8 protein-coding genes are annotated in these 13,634 nt (G+C 53.1%); 4 read left to right on the forward strand and 4 right to left on the reverse strand.

The features are described from left to right. Positions 1 to 76 precede the first annotated feature (76 nt). On the reverse strand, positions 77 to 1,984 hold the full coding sequence (feoB, locus tag NFS31_RS25070; RefSeq protein ID WP_251501328.1) for a ferrous iron transporter B: 1,908 nt from the start codon (positions 1,982 to 1,984) through the stop codon (positions 77 to 79). Further along, positions 1,981 to 2,238, reverse strand: coding sequence for a FeoA family protein (locus NFS31_RS25075; protein ID WP_251501331.1), 258 nt, complete (start codon positions 2,236 to 2,238; stop codon positions 1,981 to 1,983). The genes feoB and NFS31_RS25075 overlap by 4 nt, the downstream gene beginning before the upstream one ends. 184 nt (positions 2,239 to 2,422) lie before the next feature. Between NFS31_RS25075 and thrC the strand changes: the two genes are divergently transcribed. The 3 genes from thrC to NFS31_RS25090 all read left to right on the forward strand — a co-directional run bounded on the left by thrC (position 2,423) and on the right by NFS31_RS25090 (position 7,183). After that, a complete protein-coding gene (gene thrC / locus NFS31_RS25080) occupies positions 2,423 to 3,913 on the forward strand; it encodes a threonine synthase (protein ID WP_251501334.1) in 1,491 nt (496 codons plus the stop codon). A gap of 119 nt (positions 3,914 to 4,032) precedes the next feature. Then, positions 4,033 to 4,896, forward strand: a complete 864-nt coding sequence (fba, locus tag NFS31_RS25085) for a class II fructose-1,6-bisphosphate aldolase (protein WP_160228735.1) — start codon at positions 4,033 to 4,035, stop codon at positions 4,894 to 4,896. 169 nt (positions 4,897 to 5,065) lie between these two features. Next, positions 5,066 to 7,183 (forward strand): glutamine synthetase III family protein, encoded by a 2,118-nt coding sequence (locus tag NFS31_RS25090; RefSeq protein ID WP_251501338.1) that lies wholly within the window; start codon positions 5,066 to 5,068, stop codon positions 7,181 to 7,183. Between the two features lie 316 nt (positions 7,184 to 7,499). Here NFS31_RS25090 and NFS31_RS25095 read toward each other — a convergent pair whose 3' ends face one another. After that, the gene (locus tag NFS31_RS25095; RefSeq protein WP_251501342.1) at positions 7,500 to 9,554 is read right to left on the reverse strand and encodes a GH25 family lysozyme; all 2,055 of its coding nucleotides are present in this window, start codon (positions 9,552 to 9,554) and stop codon (positions 7,500 to 7,502) included. A 461-nt stretch (positions 9,555 to 10,015) separates the two neighbouring features. Beyond that, positions 10,016 to 11,821, reverse strand: a complete 1,806-nt coding sequence (locus NFS31_RS25100; protein ID WP_251501345.1) for a phosphotransferase — start codon at positions 11,819 to 11,821, stop codon at positions 10,016 to 10,018. A gap of 692 nt (positions 11,822 to 12,513) precedes the next feature. Between NFS31_RS25100 and NFS31_RS25105 the strand changes: the two genes are divergently transcribed. Then, positions 12,514 to 13,634: PspC-like choline-binding domain-containing protein (locus NFS31_RS25105; RefSeq protein ID WP_251501349.1), on the forward strand; the 1,121-nt coding region annotated here is incomplete at its 3' end.

The following is a 13,634-nucleotide window of genomic DNA, read 5'->3' on the forward strand; positions in this document are numbered from 1 at the left end:
GCTATGTAACTGATTTTTGAGTGGTACTATCGGAGAAAAAGACAAGCAATATGAAAAGTTATTTCTTGACAGTTCCTTAGAACACAGCCTGAATCAAAAAGCAGAGAATTCCTCCAAGGGCTGTCGGCAGGAGAATCGCCGCCAGTGTCCAGCGCCAGCTCCCGGTTTCTTTCTTTATCGTCAGGCAGGCAGTAGAGCAGGGCCAGTGAAACAGGCAGAATATTGCCATGCACACAGCGGTTTTGACCGTCCATCCATGGGCTGCGAAGATTTCCATGAGGGCGGAGGGATCCGCCATTTCCACCAAAGCCCCGGTCTGCAGATAGCCCATCAGGATAATGGGGACAACGATCTCATTTGCCGGAAAGCCGAGGATAAACCCGACCAGGATCATGCCGTCCATCCCGAGAAGCCTCCCAAGCGGATCGAAGAAGGAGGAAAGCCATAAAAGCATGCTCTGGCCGCCGGCAGAGCAGTTGCCCAGGATCCAGATGAGCAGCCCGGCCGGGGCCGCCACGGCTACGGCTCTGAGCAGTACAAACAGGGTGCGGTCAAATACGGAGCGCACCAGAACCTTTCCGAACTGGGGCCGGCGGTAAGGGGGCAGCTCCAGCGTAAAAGAGGAAGGTATGCCTTTGAGGACCGTTTTCGACAGAAGACGGGACGCGCCGAGCGTGGCGGCAATGCCGAGCAGGATGAGCGCGGTCAGGATCCCGGCCGTGGCAAGGGACGCCGCCAGCCCGCCGCCCCCGGCGCCAAACCCCATAAAAAAGAGCGTGATCAGAAGGATCAGGGTGGGAAAACGTCCGTTGCAGGGGACCAGGGAATTGGTCAGGATCGCGATCAGCCGTTCCCTGGGCGAGTCAATGATCCGGCAGCCGACAACGCCGGCGGCGTTGCAGCCAAAGCCCATCGCCATGGTAAGGCACTGTTTCCCGCAGGCGCAGCATTTTTTGAAGGCGCAGTCCATGTTAAAAGCCGCCCTGGGGAGATATCCCAGATCCTCCAGAAGCGTAAAAAGCGGGAAGAAGATGGCCATGGGAGGAAGCATTACGGAAACGATCCAGGCGACGACGCGGTAAACGCCGTACACGAGAGCCTGCACGAGCCACCCGGCGGCCCCGAGTGCCAAAAGTGTGTCCGCGAGCCGTCCCTCCAGGGCGAAAAGGCAGTCCCACAGCAGCGAGGACGGGTAATTTGCCCCGGTGATGGTGAGCCAGAACACGCCCATCAGAAGCGCCAGCATGACAGCGCCCCCGGTGATCGGCCCGGTGACGATCCGGTCGATTTGCTCTTGTTTCTTAAAGAAATTCGGATTGTGGAAGGTAACAGCAGACTGGGCCAGCTCTGCGGGGTTAAAATCCGGAATGCGGCCGCAGGACGGGCAGAGCGTACACGCGCTGGCCTGAGGGCAGAAGCGCTGGTCTCCGCCGCATTTCGCGGGCAGTATCCCACATTCCTCTTCATGGCTGCAATACATTTCATATATTTTTTCCTTCAGCCGTATCAGGCCGCGGCGGCTTCTGGCCGTACAGGGGATCACAGGCATCCCAAGACGTCTGGCCAGCACCGTAAAATTCAGCTCAATCCCCTTTTTTTCCGCCTCGTCGCAGAGATTGACGCAGAGAATCACCGGCTGTGGCCTGCCATCATTGATATCCCGTATCTGCTTTAAAAGCCGCAGCCCGCGTTCAAGGCAGGTGGCGTCACAGACGACGAGGAGCAGATCCGCCTGCCCGGAAGCGATATAATCCCTGGCGATCGCCTCCTCCTGCGAGTGGGGATCCAGAGAATAGGTTCCGGGCAGATCGACGGCCAGACAGGAGATGCCGCGGTAGCGGAATGTGCCGGAGGCGCAGGCTACCGTTTTTCCGGCCCAGTTTCCGGTTTTCTGATGCATATTGGTCAGAGAATTAAAGATTGTGCTCTTTCCTACGTTTGGATTGCCTGCAAGGGCAATCGTAAATGGCGTTGTCTGCTTCATTGGCCGTTTTCCTCCTTTTTACAGCCCTCCTCCTTCACGAGGATCAGCTCCGCATCCTCCCTGCGCAGGGCAATCACAGCGCCCTTTATCCAGTAAGCGGAAATCTCGCCGCCGTGCTTTGTCAGGACACACCCCACCCGGGCGCCGGGCTCGAAACCGAGATCCAAAAGACGCTTTGTAATCGCTTTATGGTCTGCCAGCCAGCAAATTTCCGCTGTCTGGCCGATTTTCATTTTACTTAAGGGAAATAGCATTGAAATCACATCACAGAAAGACAGCTTTACTATTTAAATATGAAAGAGGCGGGGCTGGGGTGATTGGATTTTTCTTGCGCGCTGCGCTAAAATATGATAAAATTTTTTACTGGGAAAATAACGGGCTGAAAACGCAGGCCGATACAGGGAACATAAGGAAACGCATATAGAAAAGAGGAAGAATATGACGGACATCTATTACAGCAGCACCCGCGGGGGAGAGCGGGGCGCGACGGCTTCGCAGGCGATTTTAAAGGGGCTGGCAGAGGACGGCGGCCTTTTTATGCCGGACAAAATCCCTGCGCTTGACATAAGCCCCGCGAAGATGGTTGGGATGACATACAGGGAGATAGCATATGAGGTGATGAAGCTTTATCTGACTGATTTTACGGAGGATGAGCTGAAATCCTGCATTGCCAGCGCCTACGACAGCAAGTTCGACACAGAGGAGATCGCGCCGCTGGCCAGGGCGGACGGGGCGTATTACCTGGAGCTGTTCCACGGCAGCACCATTGCGTTTAAGGATATGGCGCTCTCGATCCTTCCGCATCTCATGACGGTTTCCGCCAGGAAGAATAAGGCGGATCACACGATCGTGATTCTGACAGCCACATCCGGGGACACGGGAAAGGCGGCGATGGCCGGCTTCGCGGATGTGGAGGGGACGAGGATCATTGTATTTTATCCCAAAAACGGTGTGAGCCGCGTGCAGGAGCTCCAGATGCTGACCCAGAAGGGGGAAAATACCAGCGTGGTCGGCATTTCCGGTAATTTTGACGACGCGCAGAACGGGGTAAAGAAGATATTCGGCGACAGGGAGTTCGCAAAGGAGCTGGCAGAGAGAGGATATCAGCTTTCCTCTGCGAATTCGATCAACATCGGACGGCTCGTCCCGCAGATCGTGTATTATGTATACGCCTATGTAAAACTCTTGGAACACGGGGAGATAGGCGAGGGCGAGAAGATCAATATCACCGTGCCGACCGGTAATTTTGGAAATATTCTGGCCGCTTATCTGGCGAAGCGGATGGGCCTGCCGGTGGGGACGCTTCTCTGCGCGTCCAATGACAACAAGGTGCTGTACGATTTCTTTTGCACCGGGGTATATGACAGGCGCAGGGAGTTTATCCTCACCTCCTCGCCGTCCATGGATATCCTGATTTCCAGCAACTTAGAAAGGCTTATCTACCTATCCTCCGGCTGCGATGCGGCAAAGACGAAGGAGCTGATGGCGTCGCTTGCCGGGGAAGGCAGCTACAGCGTGTCAGATGAGATGAGAGAGCAGATGTCTGATTTCAGGGGCGGTTTTGCCACTCAGGAGGAGAACGCGGCGGAGATCCGGCGCCTGTACGACAAAACCGGTTACCTGATCGACACGCACACCGGCGTGGCATCCTGTGTATACAGGAAATACGCGGCCGAGACGGGAGATAAGACAAAGACCGTGATCGCCTCCACAGCCAGCCCGTATAAGTTTTTAAAGAGCGTGATGGAAGCTGTCTCAGGGACGGAAAAAGGCGCGGCGGATGAATTTTCGCTGATCCCGGAGATGGAACGCGTATCGGGCGTCCCGGTTCCGGCGGCGATCCGGGATCTGGAGGCCGCGGCGATCCGCCATGACAGACAGTGCAGCCCGGAAAAGATGAGGGAAACGGTTTCAGATATCCTGAAATAAATGACAGCGAGCCTTTCCAAATCGGAAAATATGGTATATAATAGAAGGACGAACGGCAGCGGCAGGAGGTACAGAGCCGCTGCCATGAGATGATAAAATAGCGCAAGGAGGTTCGTAAAATGTTAGTAAACGCAAAGGACATGCTTCAGAAGGCAAGAGAGGGCAAGTATGCAGTCGGCCAGTTCAACATCAATAACTTAGAGTGGACAAAGGCAATTCTGCTTACGGCCCAGGAGCAGAATTCACCGGTTATTTTAGGTGTTTCTGAGGGCGCCGGAAAGTACATGACAGGATTTAAGACCGTTGCGGACATGGTAAAGGCCATGATCGAAGAGCTGAATATCACAGTTCCGGTTGCAATCCACTTAGATCACGGCACATATGACGGCTGCATGAAGTGCATCAAGGCCGGATTCTCTTCCATCATGTTCGACGGCTCCCATTATCCGATCGAGGAGAACATCGAGAAGACCAAGGAGCTGGTGAAGATCTGTGCGGAGAAGGGCTTATCCCTTGAGGCTGAGGTTGGCTCCATCGGCGGCGAGGAGGACGGCGTAGTCGGCATGGGCGAGTGCGCGGATCCGGATGAGTGCAAGTCCATTGCCGATCTCGGCGTAGACATGCTGGCAGCCGGCATCGGAAATATCCACGGAAAATATCCGGAGAACTGGCCTGGCTTAAGCTTTGAGACACTGGAGGCTGTGAAGGGCAAGGTAGGCGACATGCCTTTAGTTCTCCACGGCGGCACCGGCATCCCGGAGGATATGATTAAAAAAGCCATTTCCCTGGGCGTGGCCAAGATCAATGTAAACACAGAGTGCCAGCTTGCATTTGCGGACGCAACGCGTAAGTACATTGAGGCCGGCAAGGATCTGGCCGGAAAGGGCTTTGACCCGCGTAAGCTCCTTGCGCCGGGTACGGAGGCTATCAAGGAAACCGTGAAGGTTAAGATGGAGCTTTTTGGTTCGGTTGGCAAAGCTTAACTGCTTCTGACAGCGCCCCGGGGCATGTTTCAAACACGCTCCGGGACGGGCGTCGTCCGGCGGCGGCTTAAAAGCATATTTCCGCGGACCGGGCTGCAGGTAATCGCATGTTCGTGATACGAAGCATTACTTACAGCCCGGTTCTGCTTTTGAAAAAGGGAGAAAAAGGATGAGCAATGTGATCAACGTGTCTGATATTTTTGGAAAAAATGTGTTCAACGATGCGGCGATGAGGGAACGCCTCCCCAAGAGCGTGTACCGGAAGCTGAAGGAAACCATTGAGAAAGGCGTCGAGCTGGATCCTTCCATCGCGGATGTGGTGGCCCATGCGATGAAAGACTGGGCGATCGAGAGGGGGGCGACCCATTACTCGCACTGGTTCCAGCCGCTGACCGGCGTGACGGCAGAAAAGCATGACGCATTTATTTCCGCTCCGGATTCCAATGGCCATGCGATCATGGAATTCTCAGGCAGGGAGCTGATTAAGGGGGAACCGGATGCGTCTTCCTTTCCGTCCGGCGGCCTGCGTTCCACCTTTGAGGCCAGGGGCTATACGACCTGGGACTGCACCTCTCCGGCTTTCTTAAGGGAGGATACCCTGGGCGTGACCCTGTATATACCGACCGCATTCTGCTCCTACCGCGGAGAAGCGCTGGACAAGAAGACGCCGCTTTTGCGCTCCATGCAGGCGATCAATGAACAGGCCCTGCGGATTCTGCGCCTGTTCGGTAATACGACGGCCAAGCGGGTGATTCCCTATGTGGGGCCGGAGCAGGAGTATTTCCTGATTGACAAACAGAACTATTTGAAGAGAAAAGATCTGATCTATACAGGCAGAACCCTGTTCGGGGCCATGCCTCCCAAGGGCCAGGAGAAGGACGATCACTATTTCGGAAGCATCCGCCCGCGGATCGGCGCTTTTATGAAGGACATCAACGAAGAGCTCTGGCGTCTCGGCGTCAGCGCTAAGACGCAGCACAATGAGGCGGCCCCGGCCCAGCATGAGCTGGCCCCGATCTACTCGCAGGTGAATGTGGCTGTGGATCACAATCAGATGACCATGGAAACCATGAAGCGGATTGCCGGAAATCACGGCCTGGCGTGCCTGCTCCATGAAAAGCCCTTTGCCGGGATCACAGGCTCCGGAAAACACAATAACTGGTCTTTATCGGGCGACGACGGGATCAATATGATGAACCCGGGAGAAACGCCGCATGAAAACGTGCAGTTTCTCCTGGTTCTGGCATGCATTATGAAAGCAGTGGATGTACACGCGGATCTTCTGAGGGAGTCCACCGCGGTTCCGGGCAATGATCACCGCCTGGGGGCTGCGGAAGCGCCGCCGGCGATCATCTCCATTTTCCTGGGAGAGCAGCTTGAGGATGTGATCGAGCAGCTCTGCAGTACCGGGGAAGCGGCGAGCTCCAAGCAGGGCGGCATCTTAAAGACCGGCGTCGCCACGCTGCCGGATTTCGCCAAGGATGCGACGGACCGGAACCGCACCTCTCCCTTCGCGTTTACGGGAAATAAATTTGAATTCCGCATGGTAGGCGCATCCGATTCCGTATCTTCGCCGAATGTGGTGTTAAATACGATTGTGGCAGAGGCGTTCAAGGAGGCCGCGGACGAGCTGGAGAAAGCCCCGGACTTTGACAGCGCGGTTCATGATCTCATTAAGCGGCTTATGATCGATCATAAGCGGATTATCTTCAGCGGCAACGGCTATTCTGAGGAGTGGGTGGAGGAGGCTGAAAGAAGAGGGCTTCCGAACTTAAAGGCGGGTATTGATTCCGTTGAGGCGCTCCGGACGGAGAAGGCGGTGCGGCTGTTTGAGAGCTTCGGGGTTTACACGAGAACAGAGCTGGAATCCCGGGCAGAGATCGAGTATGACAGCTATGCAAAGACAATCAACATCGAGGCAAAAACGATGATCGATATAGCGGGAAAACAGATTATCCCAGCGGTTGTGAATTATCTGACAAAAATTGCCAAATCACTGAACTCGGTGCGCGAGGCATGCCCTGAAGCGGATGTGAGCGCACAGAGGGAACTGATTTTAGAGGTATCCGGACTGCTTTCTGAGATGAAAACCGCACTCACAAGGCTTCAGGAGGAGGCGCAGGCCGCTTCGGTGATTGAGTCAAATAAGGAACGGGCTTATGCTTACCTCGAAAAGGTGACAAAAGCCATGCAGGCGCTGCGGACGCCGGCTGATAAGCTGGAGATGCTGGTAGACCGGGAGCTCTGGCCGCTTCCCAGTTATGGGGACATGGTGTTTGAGGTGTAGCTTTTGCCGGAGGAAAACGCCTGAGGCATGGGAAATACAGAGTGAAGGATGTCAACATTTGGGATATCAGAAATCGAATTGATATAAGAATACGAAAACGCTGCAATTTAGCCTTGGAGCCAAATTGCAGCGTTTTTTGAGCAAAAGCATTTATTCCCGCGGGCAATGAGCCAAGTGGGCATGTTTGCATGCACATTTGGCGACTGCCGCGGGGGTTAAATACCCCGCTGCTCTGCAGCGCTGCAGGCTTGATGACCCGTTGCCTGCCGCGGGGGTGTTGACTTCGTAACAGTTTCAGGTAGTATGGATCGTTACTTTATTTCCGGCCCGGAGCGGTAGTGTTTCCGGGTTTTAAGCCATTACTATGAGAGCCGGATCCTCCGCTGCCGCCGGATCCGGAGGATCCGGGAGGAGTGGGGAGGCCGTTCGTCCCATTTGGCCGGGAGCCGCCGTGGTTGCCGGAAGAGCCGGGCGGGGTGGGGGAGTTGCTGCCGTTGATTCCGGAGCCGTTCGCTCCCGCGCCGCCTGAGGAAGCCGCCCCGCTGCCGGGCTTTGGGATCTGGCTTTGCCCGCCGCCCGGGACAGGGGACTGCCCGCTGCCGGAAGGCGGCTGCTGGTTGCCGGGAAGAGAAATCTGTCCGGAATTCTGTGAGCCGGAAGGCAGGCCGGAGGACGGGTTAAAGGAGCCGCCCGCCGCGCCGCTCATGTTGTTTGTCTCATTCTGGCACACGCCCTCCTTGTTAAAGGTATAGTTTACGCCGCCAATCACGCGGGAGCCGTTTTCTGTCCGTTTTCCATTTTCAGGGTCAAGATAATAGTATTTGCCGGATAACTGGATCCACCCGGTCATCATCTGGCCGTACTGGTCAAAATAATAGGTTGCGCCTCCCACCTTTTTCCACCCGCGGGCCATCTTGCCGGATTCGGTATCCATATAGTATTTTTTCCCGTTATTATCATTCAGCCATCCGGTGAGCATCCGCCCCTCGTGCAGGTAATAATACTCCCCTCTGATGAGCTGCCACCCGGTGAGCATCTGGCCGTTGCCGTTAAAGTAATACCAGACATTATTGATAAACTGCCAGTCCCTGCGCATCGCGCCGTCCGTGCCGAAATAGTACCAGACATTATCGATTTGCTGCCAGTCGGAATACATTTTCCCGTCATTTCCCAGGAGATAGCGGGAGCCGCCGATATCGGCCCATCCGCGTACCAGCTCGCCGCCGGGGTTGAAATAGTACCAGGCATTGTCCATCTTATACCATCCGACCGCCATGGAGCCGTCGCTCTTGAGATAATACCAGGTATCGGTTCCGAGCTTCAGCCATCCGGTGACCATGACGCCGTCTGTATTCATGTAATACCATTTGCCGGCATCCTTCACCCATCCGACGGCCATTTCCCCATTTCCGTTAAAATAATACCATTTGGAGCTTGACGGATCCTGACGCCATCCGGTGACCATCTTTCCGGTGCTGTCATTTAAGTAATAGTATTGATTGCCGATATGAAGCCAGCCCTTGTGCTGCGTGCCGTCATCCTTCATATAATACCAGCCGTTTCCGTCATGGATCCAGCCCTTCTGAAGCCTGTGATCTGCGTAATAGTACCATTTGCCGCTAATTTGCCGCCACAGGCTGGGGGTGATTACGCTGTCAAAATCCTTAAAGGAAAAGTTGATGTCCACATTGCCGTTTACGCCTGCCACAGCGCCCTGGTTCGTGGCCTGCCACATGGAGGCTTTTTTCCAGGTGGGTTTGCCCTCATAACGGGCGGCCCAGACATCGTAGTTGACTTTGGCCATATCAATCTTGTGATTCAGCCAATAATCATTGGCATAGACCATGGGGTGATAGCCCGCGTCCTTGATCCGCTTGCAGAACGCATTAATGACTGTACTTAACTGGGCGGGCGAGAGGGCGCTCATAGAGGACGCCTCCACATCCATCACAACCGGATAGGAGACAGGGTAATCCTTGATGAGATTCAGCACAAAATCCGCTTCGGATTTTGCCATCGCCTCCGTGGTGGCATAGGAATAAAGATGCGCGCCCACCCTAAGCCCTGCGCCGGCGGCCCCGTTTGCGTGGGTGCCGAACCAGGGATCCGCCGCGTTGTTGTAACGGGTTCCCAGCATAACAAAGTGGATGCCGTCAGCGGCCGCGGCGTTCCAGTTAATATTCTGCGCGTAGTGGGAGATATCGATTCCCATGGAGACAGCGCCGGCAATGGAGGTTCCGTCGCTGCCCGCATACACGCCGCCTTTTTTCGTCCAGGTAACGGCCGCGAGACTGTCAATCGCCGGAGTCAGGCTGGCCAGTCCAATCATGCATGCCAGTCCCAGCGTCCGGAGACGTTTCATTTGTATCATACTGCACCTCCTTAACGATTCAGTAATGATGTTGGTTCGATAAACAGGCTTTTTCCTGCTGCTCTGAACAGAGCAGCCGTATACAGCAGCTTTTCCCCGGACTCATCAGGCCAACGTGGGAAAATGAAGCTGTAACTAAAAAGGACGGCGAAAAGGCTGCCGCCCAGTGTTCTTTTTCTGATGTAAGACTATTATACTTGTTTTCGGGAGAGATGGGAAGCAAAAAATTCAGAAAACGAATTTTTGTCTTTCGGAGTAGAACAGTTCAGCTCCCCCCGAATTATTACGGCATACGGCCATTTAGAACCGCCTGCGCCGGTCTCTGGACTGGGACCGACGCAGGCGGTTCTAAATGGCCGTATGCCCGCGGTCACTGCGTTTTCGCACGGTCAGCGCGGTGAACGCACAGATCTGTCTGAACCGTTATAATCGTTCGGATTGCCTGAACGGCTGCAGTGTAATTATTCACATCCATCCTCCGGAAATGGGAAGAGGCCGGCATTTTTGATTTTGTTGTAGTATTGCCTCGCATAGTGATACATGACAATGGTGTAATCGCCATATTCCTGACCCTCCAGGCTTTTGTAAACGGCCCACAGGCACCAGAGGAAGCCCCCCAGGGCGGCATAGGCATATATGCAGAACCGCTCTTCGTCCGTTGGGCGGCGTTCGAGGTAGAGCTCCGCCAGGCGATCGGTTTCTTCTTCATTATAATAAGAATAAATGCTGCACATGGAGACATCGATCAGCGGATCATGCATGGCGGCATATTCCCAGTCAATCAGCCGGAGGGAGCCATCCGGCAGGAAGAGGAAATTATCTGCGACCGGATCGATATGGGACAGGCATTTTGCGCGGCCCAGCCGTTCGGTCTGGCTGAGCAGATGATCCATCCGCCGGCGGATTTCCCGGTAATCCTCAAACAGGATAATCTCCTGATTCTGGCACAGGCCTTCATAAAACGCGATGCGCTCCCTTAAATCAAACGTGTGCTCAACGCTTAAACCGGAGCCGTGAAGACGGCGCAGAAGAGCCATACAGGCGGCCATATCCTGCGGATTTTTCGCATCGGCATTTCTCGCTCCTTCATAATAGTCCGCAATCTTATAGCCGGTTTTGCCGTCAAAGTATCGGATATGCTCCGTCAGGCGCAGCGGAGCCACGGCCCGATAGCAGTCCGCCTCCTCGCTCCGGTTGATCAGACGTTCCGTCCCCGGCCCGGGGATGCGGCAGATATAATGCTTAGCCTGTATTTCAAACAGAAAGGACTGATTGGTCATGCCGACTTTCAGGCACTGGATATTGTGGATCGCGGATTCCTCCACCTTAAAAACCTGCGAAATCAGCTCCAGGGCCTTATTATCAGAACGATTCTGATATCTGGGGTCAAACTCGCGCAGCTCCTCGAGGTTTTCAAATTCATAGACCTGCTCTTCGGGCTGGCAGTTTGCATAGAATTCCAGATCATCGATGTGATCCATCAAAATCTGCTCCCAGTAAAACTGCTCGGTGCCGGGACGCCGGTAAGCTGCTTCTATATAGGAAAGAAAGCGTTCCGAAAAGGAGCGGGAGAGGAATGCCGGGCCGTACATAACCCAGGAATCCTCGCCGCCGATGGCCACGGATGTAACGCGTCCCTTCTTATTAAAAGAGATGCACCACTCAGATGTCGGTCCCTGCATGTAAGCGGAAGAGTACCAGGAGGCGCATTCATATTTGTGGAACATATTGTTCCGGATCCAGTTGTCAGAGGCAAGCAGGTACATATTGCGTCCGCGAAAGAGATCCCGGGCATAGTAAACCGTGGTCAGGGAGTTCTTGCAGGCATATTCAGGATTATACAGAAGCTTTACCTGATATTTATCAATCAGATACTCAAATTTCTCCTTCAGATATCCGACTACAATCGTGATATCCGTGATACCGGCCTCGCGGAGCTGACAAATCTGCCGCTCGATCATGCGCTCGCCAAAGACCTCCAAAAGTCCCTTGGGCATTTCAAAAGAGAGAGGTACAAAGCGGGAACACAGGCCGGCCGCTATAAGGACAGCCCCGTCCACGCGGAATTGCTCCAGAAAGTTAAGACCTGCGTCGGTCAGCTCATATTTGCCATGCTCCGCGTGGTTCTTGATCAGCCCCTCAGTGATACAGCCATTTACCAGCCGGTTTATGCTTCCCAGAGAAAGGCCCAGCTCAGAGCCCATCTCCCTCTGTGTTATATCCGGGTTTTCGTAGATGCTTCTGCAAATAAGTCCGTAACGATCCATAGTGGAACCTCCATTTATGTTCAAAAAGTTTGATTTATCTGGATATGTGAACATTATAGCATAAAATGGAAGGTATTACAAGAAAGAGAGGGGATATGTTGGCGGGGAGCCATATAAAGCGGCAACCGCGCTGTGTGATTGGCAGGCAATGAACTGTGGCAGACACATAGTTCGGACATGTTACTGTATTCCGGGCTGGCAGTTGGGAAGGGGGATCTTACGCAAAGTAAGAGCCGGAAGGAGTTTGGGCGGCTAATTTAGAGAATAGTTTTGCTCTATATTTGTATAGTTTCAGTGCGTTTGCGAATCCCGGGACGCATGCAGGGGCAGGGGGAAGATATTAGGAAAGTCTTAATTTTGGGGTGGGATTCTTAAGATTGTACCAGTATAAGAACAATAAATACTTAATAATAACTTTTTGTAACAATTCCGTAAGGAAATGCACAGAGAAATGTTATGGTAATTTGGGAGGATATATATTATAATACTCATTGTAACGGAGCCAGACAATATTTCGCAGATAAGGGTTCAACGGAATAAAAATACAAAAATTGCGTTTTGCTGAAAAACAGCGAAGTTTGTAAATTAACTGTCGATAATCCCCCATATCCGAAGTAGGGTAAGGCCGTTAAAAGTTAAGGAATTTCGGGAAAAAAGAGCAGTTCAAAAGGAAAAAAGGAGAGTGCATTATTATGAGAAAGCAGACAAAATTAGTTGCGGTTCTTTCCGCGGCGGCTTTGCTCGCGATGGGTGCTTCCATGACTTCTTTCGCCGCTGGTTGGGAGAAAGATGACGCTGGGGTTTGGCACTATTATGACAAAGATGATGAGATGGTGACCGGCGAGTGGAGGAAAGACGGCGCTAAGTGGTTCTATCTGGATGATGACGGCGATATGCTGACGGATGCCTGGGTAGATGACGAGTATTATGTTGGCGCTGACGGCGCTATGCTGGTGAACCAGTGGGCTAAGACAATTGCCGATGAGGATGTGTCTGACCCGGATGAGGACGGCGAGCACTGGTATTATTTTGGCAGCAAGGGTAAGAAGACAACTGAAGATAAAAAAATCAACGGCAAAACCTACTATTTCAACGAAGATGGTGAAATGCAGGATGGCTGGTATGAAGAAAATGGAGATATCTATTACCTGAATGGCGAGGATGAGGGCTGGAGAGCCCAGAGCCAGTGGTTATGGCTTGCAAAACCGGATGATGATGACGATTTAATCTGCGATGATAATTGCGGTATCTGCGATGAAGAGGGCTGGTACTACTTCGGAAGCAATGGCAAGCTCTACAGGGATGCTAAGAAGAAAAAGGTTAATGGTAAATATTACTACTTCAATGAGCATGGCCAGATGCTGTATGAGTGGATTAATAATGCCAAGGTAAAGGTTGGTTCCAATGCAAGCCTTGACGGAAATGTTGCAACGCCTGGTGAAGCGAAAATTGATGATATGCTTTACATGAACCAGGTGGAAGAGGGCTGGAGAGCAGATGGCTGGTATGAAATCGATGGTTCTGAGGATGTTGGAACAGACAATGATACCGACTGGTACTATTTCAGCGACGGCGAAGCAAAGAAAGCGGATGGTACTGATTTTGCAGGTGTAATAGATGATGACAACACATCTATCTACAGGGCCAAGATTAAAGTGAAAGAAAGCAATAACAAGTATTTCTGCTTTGACGAAAAAGGCCGCATGCAGACAGGCTTACAGTATATCCGTTCCACAGGCGGTTTCTATTACTTTGATGAGAATGGATATATGAAGACCGGAAAGGTATCGGGTGTTGAAGAAGATAACGACGA

This window comes from Otoolea muris (genome assembly GCF_943193115.1).
GTDB classification, from domain to species: domain Bacteria; phylum Bacillota; class Clostridia; order Lachnospirales; family Lachnospiraceae; genus Otoolea; species Otoolea muris.

Excerpts from the sequence above, each read along its gene's own strand:
- thrC (WP_251501334.1), top strand. The coding sequence starts at position 2,423 with ATGACGGACATCTATTACAGCAGCACCCGCGGGGGAGAGCGGGGCGCG.
- feoB (WP_251501328.1), bottom strand. The coding sequence starts at position 1,984 with ATGAAGCAGACAACGCCATTTACGATTGCCCTTGCAGGCAATCCAAAC.
- NFS31_RS25095 (WP_251501342.1), bottom strand. The coding sequence starts at position 9,554 with ATGATACAAATGAAACGTCTCCGGACGCTGGGACTGGCATGCATGATT.
- NFS31_RS25075 (WP_251501331.1), bottom strand. The coding sequence starts at position 2,238 with ATGCTATTTCCCTTAAGTAAAATGAAAATCGGCCAGACAGCGGAAATT.
- NFS31_RS25100 (WP_251501345.1), bottom strand. The coding sequence starts at position 11,821 with ATGGATCGTTACGGACTTATTTGCAGAAGCATCTACGAAAACCCGGAT.
- NFS31_RS25090 (WP_251501338.1), top strand. The coding sequence starts at position 5,066 with ATGAGCAATGTGATCAACGTGTCTGATATTTTTGGAAAAAATGTGTTC.
- fba (WP_160228735.1), top strand. The coding sequence starts at position 4,033 with ATGTTAGTAAACGCAAAGGACATGCTTCAGAAGGCAAGAGAGGGCAAG.